The organism is Lacticaseibacillus songhuajiangensis (assembly GCF_003946025.1).
In the GTDB taxonomy this organism is placed as follows: Bacteria; Bacillota; Bacilli; order Lactobacillales; family Lactobacillaceae; genus Lacticaseibacillus; species Lacticaseibacillus songhuajiangensis.
This window is the reverse complement of sequence record NZ_RHNR01000051.1, coordinates 1-18419: the sequence shown is the minus strand read 5'-3', so window position 1 is coordinate 18419 and position 18419 is coordinate 1. Positions and strand designations below refer to the sequence as shown.

Genomic DNA, 18419 nt, shown 5'->3' with positions numbered 1-18419 from the left:
ACTACCCCAACATGGCATGACCTATACCGCTAACAAGAATCGGTTAAAAAGTGTTGCGCTTGATTTGACAATTGAGGATTGCTAATTTCTTAACAATTGAGGCGGATAGATTACCTTGTCCTCCTTGTAGATATTTTTCAATGATCTGTGACTTTTGCAGTTTCAACCACTGTGCTAAGAATTCAGCCAGGACCGATCCATTCGGGATAATTGCTAAGATTGCCTGATTGATAGCTCCGTTAATCGATGAGATTCCTACTTCTCCGCTTGTAGCCCCGTATAGCGCATACAGCAAGGTTCCCTTTGTAACCATTTTGGCTGACGAATTAGTTAGTCCCTCTGCAGTTAGAAATAATTCAGTAGTGTTTTCATTGATTTCGGCAGACCTAATAAATGGAATTTTTCCACCATAGTATGTCTTGTTTGATGCACTAGGTGTGCCACCTGAGTACGACGAGGAAATATTCCCCAACTTACGCTTTTCCCAAGCGTCAGTGAAACCTCGAAACCTAAGCTCTGGTACATTACGCTCGTTTTCATTTTTCGTCATGCTTTTTTGTCTCCACTAATTGTGCGGCCAAAGCCTCGAACTCTGCGGTTGAGGCTGCAATCTGCTTGTCGATGTCGGCAATCTCCGCTTTCACAGCGTCAATGTCAATTGGGGCCTCTTCTTCGAAGGTATCCACGTAACGTGGGATGTTCAAGTTATATTCATTTTCCTTGATTTCATCCAGACTTGCATCGTGGGCATATTTATCAACATCTTCGCGCTGAAGATAGGTTGTGATAATTTTATCGACATTGGCATCAGTCAGATTATTCTGGTTTTTGCCCTTTTCGAAGTCACTTGAGGCGTCGATGAAGAAGATGTCAGAGTTGGAACGGTTCTTCTTGAAAACGAGGACAACTGTTGGGATACTGGTCCCGTAAAACAGGTTGGCCGGCAAGCCAATCACAGCGTCCAGAACATTGTCATGCTCAATCATGAACTGGCGAATGGTGCCTTCTGCAGCCCCTCGGAACAGCACACCATGTGGCAAAACAACCGCCATCGTGCCGTCTGTGTTCAGGTGGTACAGCATGTGCTCAACAAAGGCCATGTCCGCCTTGGACTTAGGCGCGGTCTTCCCATACTTGCGGAAACGTTCGTCGTCTAGCTTGTCACTCGGATCCCAGTTAGCGGAGTACGGTGGGTTGGCGACAACGGCATCGAAAGTCATTTCACCAACCTTATCCTCTTCCAATGTATCGCCCTGATATAGGCTGAAGCGCGTGTAGTTCACGCCGTGCATCAGCAGGTTCATCCGCGCCAAGTTATAAGTGGTCGAATTCAGTTCCTGACCGTAGTACTCCCCAATTTTGGCATAATCCCCCAGCCGCAGGAGTAAGGAACCAGAACCCATCGTCGGGTCATAGACCTTCTTCAAGCTATCGCGGCCGGCCGTCACAATCCGCGCCAGAATCTTGGAAACTTGCTGCGGCGTGTAGAATTCGCCCGCCTTCTTACCAGCAGATGCTGCGAACTGACCAATCAGGTATTCATAAGCATCCCCGAGCACATCAATCTGCAGGTCCTTACCACTGAAGCTGATGTCTGCGAGCCGCAGAATGACCTGTCCCATCATGTCGGAGCGCTTTGCCACTGTGTTACCAAGTCGCGTCGAAGAGAGGTCCATGTCTTCAAACAGACCGCGGAAGTCTTCTTCAGAATCCTGACCAAGTGTGGAGGTTTGCACCTCGTTGATCGCGTTCTGCAATTCTTCGACGTCGAAGTTACCCGCCTTGATTTTGGCGACCATGGCCGGGAACAGGTACTGTGGTTCGATGAAGTAACCAAGCCCCTTAGTCACTTCATCGCGAATTGCCTGACGCATGTCTTCTTGCTCGTAGGCTTCAGCGAAGCTCACCTCATCGTGTTCAAAAAGGCGTTCGCCGTAGTCATTCACGCGTTCCGACAAGAAACGGTAGAAAATGAGTCCGAGAATGTAATTCCGGTATTCGCTGGCATCCATGTTGCCCCGCAGGTCGTTAGCGATGGACCAGAGGCGTTTTTGCAACTCAGCCTGCTGCTGAGCCTGGGTGTTGTTGTCTGTAGCCACAATATCTCTCCTTAGTTAAAACTGAATGCTTTCAATGTCTTGGTGACAAAATTACCAATCTTCTGTTTCATTGTCCGTTTTTGCATGAAGGTCAGCCCTACTTCGTTCAACTGATCTGTCATTTTGGACTCACTGGTGTGCCCATAGAAGCTGTAATCGTTGATTTGGTCCGTCACCATTGCTGGTGGCAAGCCATTCTCCTTGGCAAAACTGTCGATAGCAATATCACGACTATGTGCCATGAAGCGGTCAAGGGCGTTGCCAATATCTGCTTTTTGCGGCAACTTAGGAATCACTTCGTCAAGGAAGCGCTCGAGCAGTTCCGCTTTTGACTTCAGGTCGTCGTTATCCGCATTGTGCAGAATACGGCGAATTTTCTTAGTGTCGGCATCGCGATTCGCCGAGGTGTCGAGGTCAATGTTCTTAATCAGATTCACGATGTACGCAACGTCAATCGTATCCGTCTGCACCAGCTGGATTTCAAAATCAATGTCGTCCAGAATCGACCCCTTAATGGATGATGCATCCTTAGTGAGCTTGCTGTAGGTGGTGTAATACTTGCCGCGGTAATCCTCCAAATCCTGTTCGGAGAACGCGGGTGCGAATTGTTGCCAGTCGAAGTCGTCGTATACCCGGATTTTATTGAAACTACGCAGCACCTCACGGAAGGCTAGAACGAACTTGCTAATGGCCTCAGTGCCCTGATTGTAGAGAGCATCCACAGACGCCAAGCTTGGCGTGACTTCACGTAACTTAGTTATGGCGTCAAGCATTTCGCCCTTCAGCTTGTCATAACTCGGCGCAAAGAAGTCGTCGTTACCGCCACCAGAGAACAGCTTAACTGCATCATCGGTGTTCTGCTTCAGGTTGCGGTAGGCAATGATGTTCCCAGATGGCTTGCTGGCGGTCTCCACACGGTTCGTCCGTGAGAATGCCTGAATCAAGGTGTGGTAGCGCAAGTTCCGGTCAACGTAGAGCGTGCTCAATTTTTTAGAATCAAACCCCGTCAGGAACATATTCACAACAATCAGAATGTCGATGTTCTCGCTTGGTGCGTCCGCGTTGTGCTCCTTCATCCGTTTGGAAACATCCGCGAAGTAGTCCTTAAAGTGATCCGTGGAAAAGTCAGTACCGTACGTGTCGTTGTAATCACTGATGACCTCATCCAACCCTTGACGGGAGGTCACATCATCTTGACCCTGATGTTTTTCGTTATCGTCTTCGTTGGCTGCCCAAGTGAAAATGGTGGTCACGTTCAGTCGGTGTTTCGTATCCAGTTCCTTGAACAGATGGTAATACTTAAGCGCAACGCGGGTATTCGGCACCGTGAACACCGCGTTGTAGAGTTTACCTTTGGAAACCTTGCCGTGGTTGGCGATGATGTGACTGGTAATCATGCGCAAGCGGTTCTCATCTTCGAAGACTTCGCGCTTATCAATTGAACTAACCTGCTCATCGTCATCGGCAATCCCCTTGCCCTGAATCGTGTTGATGTATTGAATGGTAAAACCCAATACGTTGCCGTCGCGGATGGCATCCTTGATCAAATACTTGTGGAGCAGTTTGTGGTAAATGTCTTTAGTTGTTCGACCATCCGCACCGATATTTTCCGGAAAAATTGGTGTCCCGGTGAAACCGAAGTGTTGAGCGTTCTTAAACCAGTGGTTCACGTTCTTACGCATGTCGCCGAACTGACTGCGGTGCGCCTCATCTTCAATAAACGCAACTTTGCGGTCGTGGTAAGGCGTCAGCACCGCCTTGTAGCGGTCATTGCGCAGCGCGCTATTCATCTTCTGAATGGTTGTCACAATCAGCTGATTGCCATTCGAGCTCAGTTGTTTAACCAACGCCTCCGTGTTGTTGGTCCGGTCAAGTGCCGCCTCGCCATTCGCCGTCTCTGGCAGGTACGCTTCAAAATTCTTCGCGGTCTGAATGTCCAAGTCCGCACGGTCGATCATAAAGATGACTTTCTCAACATTGGTGTCTTGTGCGAGGAGACGACTAGCCTTAAACGACGTGATAGTTTTCCCTGACCCAGTTGTGTGCCAGACGTAGCCATTATCGTTAGTATCCTCAGCCTGCTTAATAATCGCCTCGGTCGCGTAAATCTGGTACGGCCGCATCACCATCATCAGCTCATTGGCCTTATCAAAAATGGTGTAACGCGCAATGATACTGTGGAATCGTTCCTTCGCAAAGAACGAGCAGGTAAACGCATCCAGGTCGTTGAGCCAGTGATTCTATTCATCCGTCCAGTAGAACATGAAATTTGAGTTGAGTTTGCCATCCCCGTTAGCGAAGTAGCGCGTCTCATTACCGTTGGAGATTACAAACAGCTGAATGAGTCGGCGCAAATCCCGCCCGCTCGAAATCATTTCGCTCTTATAGCGAATAATCTGATTGAACGCCTGTTTGAACTCAACGCCGCGTCGTTTCAATTCCACCTGCGCTAAAGGCAACCCGTTCACGAGGATAAGCACGTCGTAGCGGTTTTCGTGCACCCCAGCAAAAGTCGTCTGGTGGGTCACCTCAAACACGTTGTTAGCTGCTGCGGTGCCATCGAAAACTTCGAGGTAAAGCTGGCTGTTATCATCACGCTGAATGTTGATTTTACCCTTCGGCTGCGTATCGCCACCGCGCAACTGCTGAGCAATCTGGTAATGCGTTCGCGAGCCAATTAGTTGATTCAAAGCCGCATTGAACTCATGATCACTAAGCGGTGTGCCGGCCAAATTGTCTGCGTTACGCTGATTCAGCAAGTTACGAAAATGCGCTAGGAGCGCTTCCTCATCTGGAATCTGCACCTGCGTATAGCCAATCGTCTTGAGTCGCCGAATGAGTTGGTTTTCCAACTCCATTTCTGACTGATACTCATTGCCCATCAGTAACCACTCTCCTATATGTACGTCACTAGTAGTTCCATTATAACGGAAACACTTACGCTTGGAATGAGCGACAACGCTTTTGGCGTCGATTTCAGATGAAAAGTAACGCATTTTGTATACAGACTGCAGCTGGTTGCAGAATACGTACGGTATCCCGTTTCGCCGCCGCTCCCAAAATCGCGTTTTCCCACATTTGACATAGGACATATTTTTAAATATGCGCAATTCGCCACAGGATGTTTCCCCGCGACAATGCAGTCTTCCCGCCAATTCCGCACATTTTCCGTGACAAAACTGCGCCTATTTCTAAATATGGTTGGTGTCGTTTGCTCAAAATCGCCAAATAAAGAGGCGGTGCCCAACGCTCTGCGTCAGGCATCCGCCTCAAAGACAAGTAGCAAACGCAAAACGCACCCACCACAAACCTTACCTTCTATATATCATGACTTCCGCGGCAAACCCCGCCGCAACATCCGCTCCGCACCCAAACTGAGCTGCTGGCCATGTTCGTACAGCCGCTCAAACGCCGGTGCGAGCGTGCGCAAGCGCTTGTTGGCCGATTCCAACTCGAAGTAATTGATGTCCACATCATCGGTGCCGAGCCAATCGGCGATGTCGTCATGCTCCGGGTTGCGCGGATCTGCCAAGGCGGCCAGCTTATCGTGCATACCACCAGTCCCGCCAGCGTCCTCCATAATCCCGTAACCTTGCCCGTCCGTGATGCGCGGCAGCTGGTACGCGGGCACCTCCGGATCATTAAAAACGCGCACTAAATGACACAAAATGGTCCATTCATCGCCCATATCGTACACGAAAATAATGTCACTTTCCGTCGCAAAAACGTCCTTAATGGTCGTTTGCGTGACGTTTAAGGTCTGAATTCCAGCCATTTCGTCATCCCAAGGACTCGGAATCACCCAGCGGCGCATATGCAAGCGGGTATCTGCCCAAGGGTTAATTCCCGGCAGCGGATCGAGCTGGTAGCGGCGCTGAAACTCAAACTGGTGGTTCGCTTTCATCTCAAAAGTACTCATCAGCAAGTAGCCCAGCTGTGCCAGTGACTGCTTCTCGGTCACCTGCACCGTGCGCCAGATTTCCTGTTCGTAATCGCGGAGGCGCACCTGCAGTTCGTAAATGTCTTGTTTAGCCATCTAGTTTTGTCCCATCTGCGGCTCGGCGGCCGCAACTTTGGCGAGCAGGCGCATCAGTTCTGCGCGCTCAGTATCATCCAGTTGCGCATTCATGTCAGTCTCCAGTGTCGCAAACACCGCGTGCACCTCGGCGACCTTCTGCTCACCCGCAGCGGTCAGGCGCAATTCCTTTTGCCGTTCGTTGCCACTGGCGACCTGACGATCAATCAGGTCGCGCGCCTGCAGCACCTTGAGGATGTTGGTCACAGTCGCCTCCGACTTACCCAGGTAACTGGCGAGCTTCTTTTGCATCGTCCCGGGGTGTGCCCCGATATAATGCAGCGTGCGTGCCTGGTAGATGTTGAGCTCCAGGGCCCGAATGCCGCGGTGGATGTATGCCCGCTCCCCGCGGTGAATCTGAAAAAGGCGCTCGGTTAGTTTACTGATAGATTCCATTGTCTGCCTTCCAATCTTTAACTACTAAACAGTTTAAGCGGCAGGTATCCGGTGCGCAAGCAATCTGGACAGAATATTCTGGCAAAATTTGCGAGGTGTCACTTTTTTCGTATTAGTATTCCCGGCAGCGCACTGTCGTAAGCGCTTGCGGTTAACCGCCGCAACTGCTACGCTGAGGACAAAATGACTGGGGAGTGTGCGTGATGACTAAAGCAGTGGTGTTCTTTGACCTAGACGGCACCTTGATGCAGGACGATAAAACCGTGGCGGCAGACACGCTGCAAGCATTGGCAGACTTGCGCGCCGGCGGCAACCTGCCCGTGATTGCGACCGGCCGCGACCTGTGGGAACTGGCTGCTTTGCGCAAGACGACCGGCATCAACACCCTCGTTGCGGGCAACGGCGCCACCATCGTGCTCGATGGTGATGTGCGGGTGCGCCAACACATTGCCCCGGAATTGGTCGCGCGGGTAAGTGCGCAAGCCGCCGCTTGGGGCTACGCCTGCGCCTGGTATAGCGAAGACGGCGCGGCGCTGTCCGCAGTTAATGCGCTCACGCGTGGCAACTATGAGGATGTCCACCAGGTGGCGCCGCCCGTTGATCCCGGGTATCCGGAGCGACACGGCCTCACCCGCATGCTCATCTTTGTGGCTGATAACGACGCCGAAGCGCTGAAGGCACGTTTTGCCGCTGCTTTTCCGGAGCTGGCGTTCTACCACGACTCGCCTTTTGACATCGACCTAATTGAACGGCGACTGAGCAAAGCGTCGGGTATCCGCAGTCTGCTTGCCCAGCCCGAGCTAGCCGGCGTGACCACTTATGCGTTCGGCGACGGCGACAACGACTTGCCAATGCGCACTGTGGTCGACCAGCTCGTGGCCATGGGCAACGCCTCACCTGCCATGCTGGACGCGGCGGATTTTGTGACCGCAGATAACATGCACGGCGGTATTGTCGCGGGATTGCGGCATTATGGCTTAATTTAATTTGCGGAAAATATTTTTGCTAGGACGCTTGACCTTGACGTCACGTCACCCCTTAGACTATTTGTGAGGTGATAAGAATGGATTACAGCATTAGTGAATTCTCCGCACTGACCGGCGTCAGTGAACGGACGCTGCGCTACTACCACGCGCGCGGCTTGCTGCACCCGAGCGTCGCAGCGAACGGCTACCGGCGCTTCAACAGCACCGATGCGGACACTCTGCAGCTCATTCGTTTCTACACGGCGGCCGGCTTCACTCTGGATGACGCGGCGCAACTGCTGCAAGCCGATCAGGCCACACGAACTGCCGCCTTGCGCGAACAGCGCGCGGCACTGCGGTTGCAGCAGCAACGACTCTCCACACTTATCGCCCAAGTCGACGCAACAATTGCGAATCAGGAGGATGACAAGATGACAGACACAGCTAAATTTGCGGCGTTCAAACAGGCGCAACTCGCGCAAAATGATGTGGCTTACGGTGATGAGGTGGCAGAACGCTGGGGCCGCGACGCAAAGGCCGCTGCAGACCGGCATTACGCCGGCATCAGCGAAGCGCAGTACCAGCAGGCGCAGCAAACTGAGCAGCAACTTGCAGACGTGTTGCACGCGGCGGTGGCCGCGCACGCCGACCCGAACAGTGAATTGGGCTTGCGGACGTATGCCTTGCACCGGCAATGGCTTGAGGTTATGTGGCCGCAGTACAACGCGGTGATGCATCGCGGTCTAATGGACATATACGCAAACGATGACCGGTTCGCCCAATACTACGAACAGCTCGGCGGCAGCGGTGCCAGCCAGTTTTTGATTGCGGCAGTGCAGGCGCACGCTGCAGATTAAGCGAAAAGGACAATCTCGACTGAGATTGTCCTTTTTGAGTGCTGTTAGTAGAGCTTGCCCACAATCGCGGATTCCGCAAACAGTGCGGAAATGCCGCCTGTGTGCCAGAAAACCACGTTGCTGCCAGGCGCAATTTTGCCCGTTTTGATGTAATCGAGCATCCCCGCGAAGCCCTTGCCCGTGTAGACAGGGTCGAGCAGGATGCCCTCGGTTTCAGCAAGTAGCCGAATCGCCGCCGTCGCGCTGGCCGTCGGGATCTCGTAGCCTTCGCCGAAGTACGACTGGTCAAAATTAAAGTCGGCCCGCGTCACCGTCTGGTTGCTGCCTAGCAAACGCAGGGCATCCGTGGCCAGCCGCGCCGTCTTGTCGTAATGTTCAATTGGCTTCGGGCTGACGTTGATGGACAGCACCTTGGGCGCGTTGCTGCCGCCGTATAGTTTGGTGCCGGCGACAAGGCCGGCCGCGGTGCCACCAGTACCGCGGCCGTGCACGATGTAATCCGCGTGCACGTTCAGTTCATTGAGTTGGCCCAGCAGTTCATCGACACCGACCGCGAAGCCGACCGAGCCAATTGGCGTCGCGCCGCCAACGGGAATGATGTACACCTTGTGGCCGGCGGCTTCGAGTTCCGCCTTCTTGGCGATAGCCTGCTCCATTGCAAAAGCATCCGCTTCCGCTTCAGTGCGGCCGTCCATGGACACGTACTCAATCTGCGCACCGAGAATTTTGTCGATCAGAATGTTACCGCGGTCTTCAGTCTGATCTGGTGGCGTGATGGTTTCCAGGTACAGCAGCGGCGTGAGGCCGAGACGCCGCGCAGCCACTGCCGTTTCCATGGCGTGGTTGGACTGGGTCGCCCCAAAAGTAATCACGGTGTCGGCACCCTGGTTAAGCGCGTCACCGAGCAGAAATTCCAACTTACGAATTTTGTTTCCGCCGAAGAGGTTCGGCCCCGTCAGGTCGTCGCGCTTCAAGTAGAGGTTCACGCCGAGCTGCTTAGATAAGCGCTCCAGCTTGTGCACTGGCGTTGGGAAGAAACCCAGGTGCTCCCGGCGCAGGCCGTTGTAATTGGTCATTGTTTTGTGGTCCTTTCTTGATTTAATGAGTGCGGAAATTTGGGTAGCTGACTGTGTGTCTAGTCGAGCTGCGCGACCCAGCAGTTCGTGCTTTGCACGTTTAAGCCAAAGGGGCTAAACCCGCCCCTTCGCCTTAAACCCGCAAATGCTCAACTGCTAAACGGGTCGCTCCGCTCTGTTTTTAGTCGAGCTGCGCCGTGCAGAACCCTGCGGTTAACCCGTTTCGGACCTAGTGCAAAGTACGCACTAGGTCCGAAACACGTTAATCCTCAGGTTCTAACCACACGGCTCCGCTCTGTTACTTGGTAATATCCGTCCCAAAGTACTTCTCGGAGATCTTCTTGGTCGTTCCATTCTTCTTCAGCACGGCGAGCGCCTTATTGATGCGCTTCTGGAGCTTCGTGTCCTTCTTGTTGATCAGTGCCGCCGTCTTGGCCGGTGCCACCGCACTATCAGGCAGCTTGGTCATCTTCAGGCCGCTCGTTGCGCTCTGCTGCTTGTAAGCATACCACGTTGGCAGCGCGTTGATGGTCCCGTCGACCCGGCCATCCTTAACCATGTCCAGAATCGTACTGAACTGCTCAACGGGTACAACGGTCGCCCCGTTCTTCTTGGCTACCGTGGCGTTGTCGGAACCGGTGGATTGACCAAACTTCTTACCCTTAATCTGACTGATTTTGGTCAATGGCTTGCTGCTTGGTGAAATCAGAACGTAGTGGCTGTAGGCGTAGGTGCTAGAGAAAAGGTAGCTCTTCGCGCGTTCTGGTGTCTCCACAATGTTGTTCAGCACCACGTCGAACTTGCCACTGCCGAGACCGGCAATCAGGGAGTCCCACTTAGTTGGGGCGAACTTGGCCTTCACGCCCAGCTGCTTAGCCAGTGCCTTGCCCAGGTCGACTTCAAAGCCGACCAGTTTGCCGTCCTTACGGTAAGAATATGGTGCGTAGGTACCTTCCAGCCCCACCGTAAGCTCGTTCTTGTTAATGAGGTCGTCCTTGAAACTGCTGCTGGAGGAAGTCTTCGAGCTACCGCACGCTGCCAGCAGGGCCACGCTCGCCGCAACGGCTGTCCCAAGCAAAATCCGCTTAATGGTTCCCAAATGAATTGTCATAATCGTTTCTCCTTATTCCGTGATGTCTGCGCCGAAGTACTTCTTGGACAGCTTCTTGAGTGTGCCGTCCGCCTTCAGTGCCTTGATTGCGCTGTTAATCTTCTTCTGGAGCTTGGTGTGCTTCTTACCAATCAATGCCGAAATTTTGGCTGGTTCCTGTTCGGAATCCTTGAGGATGGTCATCTGCAGACCCTTAGTGCTGTTATTCTGCTTGTAGGAGTACCAGGATGGCGTTGCGTTGACCGCGCCGTCTGCCCGGCCGTCCTTGACCATCTGGTAAGATGTGGCCACATCTCCGTTCGGGATAATCTTGGCGCCCGCCTTCTTGGCAACCACCGCGTTGTCCGTCCCGGTGCCTTCAACGAACTTCTTGCCCTTGATGGCGGCCAGACTGGTCAGATTACTGCCGGCCTTAGAGACGATGGCGTAACGGCTGTAGATGTATGGCGTGCTGAAGAGGTAAGCCTTCTTGCGTTCCGGCGTTGGCGTGATGTCATTGAGGACGGTATCGAACTTACCGGAACCCAATCCAGCAATCAGTGAGTCCCACTTGGTTGGGACAAAATTAGCCTTCACGTCCAACTTCTTGGCAATGGCCTTACCCAGTTCAACTTCAAAACCGACGAGCTTGCCGTTCTTGCGGTAAGAGTACGGTGCGTAGGTACCTTCCAGCCCGATGGTCAGCTGCTTGCTGTTGATCAGGTCACTCTTATAACCGCTGGTGGCGCTGCTGCTCTTGCTGCCGCAAGCGGCGAGCAAAACGACACTGGCTAAGGTTGCGGCGGCAACGGCCGCTTTTTTGAATGTGAATTTCATAATGTAATCTCCTCATGTAGTGTGCGGAGCCCAGCGGGTAGCTTCTGAGCATTAGCGGAGTTTTGAAATTGACGCGGTTTTGGCGTCAGTTTCGAAACTGTGCTAAGCGCAGGAAGGTGCTGGGCGCAGCCGTTCTGTGCCGTAAGTTCAAGCACCGAACGAGACGCACACTTTCTTCTTCAAAATTTTGTGATGATTGGTGCTAATCAGGTGTAGGAGCGTGGCGCGCTACCCGTTTCTGAGAACGGCTCCGCCCAGCAGCTCTTTCCGCTGGGCTGCGCACACTACTCAGAACGGCTCCGCGGGGCAGCCTTTTCCGCTTTACCCACTCAGGAGTCAAGGCCAAAACCCGGCCTTAACTCCTGAGTACGTAAATGCTCAAAGCCTAACCGCCCCGCTGCGCACACTATAAATCTTGGAACGTCATCGCCGACACGAAATTCCGAATTCGCTCATTATCCGTGTTAAAGAACTCCGCCGTCGGCCCATCGAACAACAACTGCCCGTTCTCGACGAACAGAATTTTGTCCGCCACCTTCTGCGCAAAGGCCATGTTGTGGGTCACAATGATCATCGACTGCTGCTCCTTGGCAATCTGCAATAACACCTTCAGCACTTCCAGCTCCAATTCCGGGTCCAGGGCGCTGGTCGGTTCGTCGAGGAAAATGTACTCGGGATGCATCGCCAGTGAACGCGCAATCGCCACGCGCTGCGCCTGCCCGCCGGACAAGGAACTGGGATAAACATCCGCCTTGTCCGCAAGTCCCACCTTGGTCAGAATCTCGTGGGCTTCCTTAGTTGCCGCGTCCTTGTCATGTTTGAGCACGTGGACTGGGCCTTCGATGATGTTCTGCAGCACGGTCAGGTGCGGAAACAAGTTGAACTGCTGAAACACCATCTCGGTATGCCGGCGCACGTCCAGCGTGGTGGCGTCGCTGATTGGCTGGCTGTAATCAATATGAATGTCGCCGAAATCGAACTTCCCACTCTCTGGCCGCTCCAGCAGGTTCAAGCTCCGCAGCAAGGTCGACTTCCCGGAACCAGACGGGCCGAGGATGACGGTTGTCTGGTGGTCGGGAAACGCGGTGCTGATGTCCTTGAGCGCGTGGTGCTCCGCATAATTCTTATCTAGCTTCTCAATTTTGATCAAATTGTCATCTCCCTAATTAACCGGCGTCACGTAACGTGACGTCACCTTTTCCAGGTAACTCTGGAGCCAAGCGAGCAGCGTGCAGGCAATCGCGTAGTACGCCGCAACCAGCGTGTACATCACCAGCGGCTGGTAATTGGCTGCGGCAATCTGCTGACTGACCTCGAACATTTCGACGATGGTGATGGACGCCGCCAGCGACGTGTCCTTCACCAGGCTGATGAAACTGTTCGCCAGTGGTGGCAGTGACACCCGTACGGCCTGCGGCAAAATGATGCGCCGCAGTGCCAAACTGCGCGTCATCCCGATGGAAGCGGCGGCTTCCCACTGGCCATTGGGGATGGACTGAATCGCACCGCGGATGGTCTCACTACAATAAGCACCCGTGTTGAGCGTGAAGGTCAGGATGCCGGCAAGCACCGGATCCATCTGGATACCGTGTGGAAAAATGCCCTTAATTTTCAGGTACGGCAGGCCAAAGTACACGATGAACAGTTGTACTAGCAGTGGCGTGCTGCGGAACAACCAGATGTAAAAGCTACAAATCCACTTCACAATCTTGAACGCCCCGCCGCGCGTCGAGATGCGGGCCAGTGCCGTCAGCAGGGCCAGAATCAAGCCGAGGATGAAGGACACAATGGCGATGGGTAAGGTGTACTTGATACCGGCAGCTAATATCTCCGGTGTTGAACTCACAATAATTTTCCAGATATCCATACATGACTCCTTAATGATTAAGATGACTAATAATTGCATTGCCACTCGGTAAACAAAAACAACACTCCGCCCAGTCTGCGCTTGCAGACAAGGGCGAAGTGTTGCTCCGCGGTACCACCTTGTTTCGAAACAATGGCAAAAATAGCACTGCCATTATTTCCTCTTGGCCACTGACATGGCCGTGCTCTGTAACGGGAGTACCCGCCACCCACTTGCTTGCGCTCATGCGTGGTTGCGTCGGAGACCATCTTCGGAACGTCTTGCCACCGGTTCGCACCACCCACCGGCTCTCTGGACGCAAGATTAGTTCTTACTCATCTCTTCGTTCACTAAGTTATGCACAATGTTAATGCTTGATGAGATAATTGTCAAATAATTATTGATATTAGGCAAAATAATTTCGCCAAATCGGATTGTATCAGCGTTTATTTGCATCTGCAATGATTAACGATTAGGCGCAGCCTGAGTCGTCATTCTCATTTTAATCCGTGGAATTATGTCACCGCATCACATTTTCAACGTAAAAAAGAACCCCGCGGCCGCGGGGTTCTTCATGAAACGACTTTACTTGGTGATGTCCGTGCCGAAGTACTTCACAGACAACTTCTTAAGTTCGCCGTCCTTGCGCAGCTGCGCAATGGCCTTGTTGACCTTCTTCTGCAGTGCGGTATCCTTCTTGGCGATGAGCGCGGAAATTTTGCCTGGTTCCTGGGCGCTATCCTTGATGACGTTCATCTGCAAACCGTCGGTGGCGTTGTCCTTCTTGTACGCATACCAGCTTGGTGCGGCATTGACGGTGGCGTCAGCGCGGCCTTGCTTGATCATCTGCAGGGAGGTCACAAAGTCGCCGTTGGGTACGATGGTGGCGCCGGCGTTCTTGGCAACCGTGGCGTTATCCGTCCCCGTCCCATCAACGACCTTCTTGCCCTTGATGTCCTTCAGCGTCTTGTAGGCACTGCCGGACTTAGAAATCAGCACGTAGCGGCTGTAAATGTAAGGCGTGCTGAACAGGTACGCCTTCTTGCGTTCAGGGGTTGGCGTGATGTTGTTGAGCACGGTGTCAAACTTGCCACTACCCAATCCGGCAATCAGGGAGTCCCACTTGGTGGGCACAAAATTAGCCTTGAGATCGAGCTTGTCAGCAATTTTGCGGCCGAGCTCAACTTCAAAACCAGTCAGCTTACCATTTTCGCGGTAAGAGTATGGCTTGTAGGTGCCTTCCAGCCCGATGGTGAGCTTGCCCTTGGTGACCACTTCACTCTTGTAGTCGCTGCTGGATGTGGTGCTAGAACTGTTGCCACAAGCCGCAAGCAAAATAACAGACGCGGCAGCCGCCACTGCCAGCGTGAACTTCTTCATGAACTTCAAAATATATCCTCCTAATTGTATGGTAGTGTGCGAAGCCTGGCGCTTAGAGGTTGAGCATTTGCGTACTTTAGCGTTAAGACCGGTTTTTGGCCTTAGCGATAAAGTGGGCAAAGCGGAAACCTCTGCCAGGCGCAGCCGTTCTTGGTGCGGTGAATGCGTACTGCACTCACGCTTCCTAGAACGGCCCCGCCCAGCAGCTTTCCCTACGGTGTCCATTGCACTAACACTGCTAAAGCAGTGAGTGCAAGTGGCTCCGCTTAGCCCGACTTTGAAACTGACGCAAAACCCGCGTCAATTCCAAAGTCATGCTAATGCTCAAGAGCTAAACGCCCCGCTGCGCACACTTTCTAGAACGGCTCCGCGGGGCAACTCCCTGTGCATAGCCCGACTTTGAAACTGACGCAAAACCCGCGTCAATTCCAAAGTCATGCTAATGCTCGGGAGCCGACCGCCCCGCTGCGCACACTACAAACTCTGGAACGTCATTGCCGACACAAAACTGCGAATCCGCTCGTTGTCGGTATTAAAGAACGCATCGGTGTCCCCGTCAAAGCGCAACTGCCCATCTTCAACGAACAGAATTTTGTCCGCCACCTTCTGGGCAAAGGCCATGTTGTGGGTCACGATGATCATCGACTGCTGCTCCTTGGCAATCTGGAGCAGCACCTTCAGCACTTCCAGCTCGAGTTCCGGATCCAGCGCGCTGGTCGGCTCGTCCAGAAAAATGTACTCGGGGTGCATCGCCAGCGAGCGCGCAATCGCTACCCGCTGCGCCTGCCCACCAGACAAAGAGCTCGGGTAGACGTCAGCCTTGTCGCCGAGACCGACCTTGGCCAGAATCTCGTGCGCTTGCTTAGTCGCCGCGTCCTTGTCGTGCTTGAGCACGTGCACCGGCCCCTCGATAATGTTCTGCAGGACCGTCAGGTGCGGGAACAGGTTGAACTGCTGGAACACCATTTCGGTGCGCCGGCGCACATTCAGAATCGTCTGGTCAGTGATTGGCTGGCTGTAGTCAATCTTGAGGTCGTCGAAGGTGAAGGTGCCACTTTCGGGCCGCTCGAGCAGATTGAGACTCCGCAGTAGCGTCGACTTCCCAGAGCCGGACGGGCCGAGGATGACGGTCGTTTTGTGCTCTGGGAACTCGGTGCTGATTGCCTGCAGCGCGTGGTGTTCGGCAAAATTCTTGTCGAGATTTTCAATTTTGATCATCCGAATTCCTCCTTACTTCACCGGCGTCAGGTAGCGCGAACTGCGCTTTTCCAGGTAGGACTGCAGCCACGCCAGCAGTGTGCAGACAATCGCGTAGTACGCCGCAACCAGCGTGTACATGACCAGCGGCTGGTAGTTCGCCGCGGCGATCTGCTGACTGACTTCAAACATTTCGACAATCGTAATCGACGCGGCCAGCGAGGTATCCTTCACCAGACTGATGAAGCTGTTGGCCAGTGGCGGCAACGACACGCGCACGGCCTGGGGAATGATAATCCGCCGCAGCGCCATGCTGCGCTTCATACCAATACTGGCGGCTGCTTCCCACTGCCCGTTCGGGATCGACTGAATCGCCCCGCGGATGGTTTCACTGCAGTAGGCCCCAGTGTTCAGCGTGAAAGTCAGAATCCCGGCAACGACCGGGTCCATCTGGATACCTTTGGGCAGGATGCCCTTAATCTTCAGGTACGGCAGACCGAAGTACACAATGAACAACTGCACCAGCAGTGGCGTGCTCCGGAACAACCAAATGTAGAAGCCGCAGATCCACTTGACGATGTTGAATGCACCGCCGCGTTGCGACAGCCGGGCCAGCGCCGTCAGTAGCGCAATAATGAGTCCGAGCACGAACGAAATGATGGCAATGGGCAGAGTGTACTTAATCCCCGCTGCTAAGATTTCTGGTGTCGAACTGGTAATGATGTGCCAAATGTCCATTGTTGCCTCCTGTGATATGTATCGGGCGTGCGGAGCGGCGCGTTGTCGCGGCACACATACGTTTTATCCTATTAAAGAGAATTGTGCTTGTCAAATGTAAGTATATCTCAGTTTAACACAGGCCTCTTGCCGCCACAGCCTTAGCCTGTCAAAAAATATTGACAATCGGGCGCGGGTTGTCCGCAGCTCACCCAGTTTCTTCTATATAAAAGAAGCATCTGAAGTTGCGCTTACGTTCCACTCTGCCCAACACAAAAAGCACGTAGCCAGCGGCTACGTGCTTTGGGCGATACAGTTACTTTGCAAATTCATTAATCAGTTCAATCATGTAGTACGTCCCCTCACGGTAATCAGGAACGCGAATGCTCTCGTTTGGCGCGTGGGCACCGGAGCCAGACCAACCAATCCCGACAGAAATGATTGGCACGTTCAGTTCAGACGCAAACTGTGGTTCTGGACCACTACCAGCGGAGTTCGGCACGTAGCGGGTGTTGGCTGCGCCGTAAACCGCATCGGCAACGCTCTTGGCGCGCTGCACGAACGGATTGTTCATGTCAGAGCGGTAAGCATCTTCGCTGAGGTTGAAGTGCATTTTGACATCTGGGAAGCCGTTCACATCAAGCTGCTTGCGAATCTTGTTGTAGATGTCGTGGGGATCCTGACCAGGAACCAAGCGGCAATCCAGTTTGGCCTTCGCGTACTTTGGAATGACGGTCTTGATGCCCTCGCCCTCATAGCCGGATGTCAGGCCATTAATGGTAATCGTTGGCTGGTTGACCACGGCGGTGCGGGGGTCGTCCGTAATGAACGGCCGGCGGACCCCGTGGGCCGCCTTAATTTTGGCGGCGTCAAAATCCATGGCGTCGACCGCCGCCTGGGTCTGGGCATCGAGTTCGTGGATACCGTCGTAGAAACCGTCAACGCGCACCTGTTTCGTTGCGGGGTCACGGAGCGTGGACACCGCTTCGACCAAGCGCCATGCGGCGTTGTCAACGTAGGCGGCCATCGAGGAATGCATGTCCGTTTCGGCAGTCTGGACGTCGATGTCAAAGGAAACAATCCCCTTCACCCCGAGACCGACAGTAAAGTGTTCGGCTTCGTTCTTGCCACCGCCTTCCCAAACGCAAACGTCACAAGCGAGTTCTGCCGCGTGGGCGTGGACGTAATCGCCCACGTGAATGCTGCCGATTTCTTCTTCACCTTCGACGAGGAACTTCATGTTCACGGGGTAACCACCGTGATCATGCATGTAGCGCAGGGCGGTGAGGCGACTCATCAGCTCCCCTTTATCATCGGAAATCCCGCGAGCGACGAGTTTCTCCCCCACCCGGGTTGGTTCAAAAGGTTCCGTGTTCCATTCTTCAAGTGGTGTTGGTGGCTGCACGTCATAGTGGTTGTAGAAGAGAACGGTTTTGTCACTCTTCCCCTCAAATTCGGCGAACACAACGGGATTGCCGCCCTGGTCGTGCCACTGGGTCACTGTCTTGGCGTCTAGAGCCCGGAAGGCATCCTCCAACCACGCGGCAGTTTCCGCGATGCCTTTGTTCTCAGCAGAAATGCTGGGGATTCGGACATAATCCGTCACTTCGGGCAGGTAGTCTTCTGCAAACTGTTCGATTTCTTCTCTTGTACTCATATGCTTGTACTCGGGGATCCCCCCGAGCGCCGGTTATCCGGCGCCGTCCTTTCACTAATTGAACGCGCACCTGCTGCAGGCCGTACCCCGCGGCAGCGTGCTGAGTTGAGTTCACAATGATGCGAAGATCCACTTCGCTATGCGTATTGGTCCTGGATTATTCATAGAATTTCAAAAAAGCAGCGCAATCCCATGATTCACACGGGACTGCGCTGCTTTGGTGTTTC

General features: G+C 53.5%; 16 protein-coding genes, 1 pseudogene and 1 other annotated feature. Of the genes and pseudogenes, 2 read left to right on the top strand and 15 right to left on the bottom strand.

Going from position 1 to position 18419, the window contains the following annotated elements; genetic code table 11:
* Positions 1 to 76 precede the first annotated feature (76 nt).
* From EKM97_RS10435 to EKM97_RS10415, 6 genes and pseudogenes are all read right to left on the bottom strand, one after another.
* Positions 77 to 529 (bottom strand): annotated as a pseudogene (locus tag EKM97_RS10435) (restriction endonuclease subunit S); the annotation flags it as partial.
* A gap of 7 nt (positions 530 to 536) precedes the next feature.
* Complete coding sequence (locus tag EKM97_RS10430; RefSeq protein WP_125572347.1) at positions 537 to 2102, bottom strand: type I restriction-modification system subunit M; 1566 nt, start codon at positions 2100 to 2102, stop codon at positions 537 to 539.
* 8 nt (positions 2103 to 2110) lie between these two features.
* Positions 2111 to 4321: a type I restriction endonuclease subunit R gene (locus tag EKM97_RS10425; RefSeq protein ID WP_225419274.1), complete on the bottom strand. Its 2211-nt coding sequence runs from the start codon at positions 4319 to 4321 to the stop codon at positions 2111 to 2113.
* An 18-nt stretch (positions 4322 to 4339) separates the two neighbouring features.
* On the bottom strand, positions 4340 to 4981 hold the full coding sequence (locus tag EKM97_RS12085; protein ID WP_225419273.1) for a type I restriction endonuclease: 642 nt from the start codon (positions 4979 to 4981) through the stop codon (positions 4340 to 4342).
* A 443-nt stretch (positions 4982 to 5424) separates the two neighbouring features.
* Positions 5425 to 6135 (bottom strand): plasmid pRiA4b ORF-3 family protein, encoded by a 711-nt coding sequence (locus EKM97_RS10420; RefSeq protein ID WP_125572346.1) that lies wholly within the window; start codon positions 6133 to 6135, stop codon positions 5425 to 5427.
* Positions 6136 to 6570 (bottom strand): MarR family winged helix-turn-helix transcriptional regulator, encoded by a 435-nt coding sequence (locus EKM97_RS10415; protein WP_125572345.1) that lies wholly within the window; start codon positions 6568 to 6570, stop codon positions 6136 to 6138. It abuts the gene before it with no gap.
* 203 nt (positions 6571 to 6773) lie between these two features.
* Between EKM97_RS10415 and EKM97_RS10410 the strand changes: the two genes are divergently transcribed.
* On the top strand, positions 6774 to 7556 hold the full coding sequence (locus EKM97_RS10410) for a Cof-type HAD-IIB family hydrolase (RefSeq protein WP_125572344.1): 783 nt from the start codon (positions 6774 to 6776) through the stop codon (positions 7554 to 7556).
* A 77-nt stretch (positions 7557 to 7633) separates the two neighbouring features.
* A complete protein-coding gene (locus EKM97_RS10405) occupies positions 7634 to 8392 on the top strand; it encodes a MerR family transcriptional regulator (protein WP_125572343.1) in 759 nt (252 codons plus the stop codon).
* A gap of 44 nt (positions 8393 to 8436) precedes the next feature.
* Here EKM97_RS10405 and EKM97_RS10400 read toward each other — a convergent pair whose 3' ends face one another.
* The 9 genes from EKM97_RS10400 to EKM97_RS10360 all read right to left on the bottom strand — a co-directional run bounded on the left by EKM97_RS10400 (position 8437) and on the right by EKM97_RS10360 (position 18192).
* On the bottom strand, positions 8437 to 9468 hold the full coding sequence (locus EKM97_RS10400) for a D-cysteine desulfhydrase family protein (protein WP_125572342.1): 1032 nt from the start codon (positions 9466 to 9468) through the stop codon (positions 8437 to 8439).
* A gap of 298 nt (positions 9469 to 9766) precedes the next feature.
* Entirely contained in the window at positions 9767 to 10579 is an 813-nt protein-coding gene (locus EKM97_RS10395) for a transporter substrate-binding domain-containing protein (RefSeq protein WP_125572341.1), read from the bottom strand.
* 12 nt (positions 10580 to 10591) lie between these two features.
* A complete protein-coding gene (locus EKM97_RS10390; protein WP_125572340.1) occupies positions 10592 to 11395 on the bottom strand; it encodes a transporter substrate-binding domain-containing protein in 804 nt (267 codons plus the stop codon).
* Positions 11396 to 11801: 406 nt separating this feature from the next.
* On the bottom strand, positions 11802 to 12545 hold the full coding sequence (locus tag EKM97_RS10385) for an amino acid ABC transporter ATP-binding protein (protein ID WP_125572339.1): 744 nt from the start codon (positions 12543 to 12545) through the stop codon (positions 11802 to 11804).
* A 12-nt stretch (positions 12546 to 12557) separates the two neighbouring features.
* The gene (locus EKM97_RS10380; protein WP_164507529.1) at positions 12558 to 13256 is read right to left on the bottom strand and encodes an amino acid ABC transporter permease; all 699 of its coding nucleotides are present in this window, start codon (positions 13254 to 13256) and stop codon (positions 12558 to 12560) included.
* Positions 13257 to 13348: 92 nt separating this feature from the next.
* Positions 13349 to 13597: a binding site (T-box leader), on the bottom strand.
* Positions 13598 to 13826: 229 nt separating this feature from the next.
* On the bottom strand, positions 13827 to 14621 hold the full coding sequence (locus EKM97_RS10375) for a transporter substrate-binding domain-containing protein (protein ID WP_125572349.1): 795 nt from the start codon (positions 14619 to 14621) through the stop codon (positions 13827 to 13829).
* A 474-nt stretch (positions 14622 to 15095) separates the two neighbouring features.
* Entirely contained in the window at positions 15096 to 15839 is a 744-nt protein-coding gene (locus EKM97_RS10370; RefSeq protein ID WP_125572337.1) for an amino acid ABC transporter ATP-binding protein, read from the bottom strand.
* Positions 15840 to 15851: 12 nt separating this feature from the next.
* Entirely contained in the window at positions 15852 to 16550 is a 699-nt protein-coding gene (locus EKM97_RS10365; protein WP_164507528.1) for an amino acid ABC transporter permease, read from the bottom strand.
* Positions 16551 to 16851: 301 nt separating this feature from the next.
* A complete protein-coding gene (locus tag EKM97_RS10360; protein ID WP_125572335.1) occupies positions 16852 to 18192 on the bottom strand; it encodes a M20/M25/M40 family metallo-hydrolase in 1341 nt (446 codons plus the stop codon).
* Positions 18193 to 18419 lie beyond the last annotated feature (227 nt).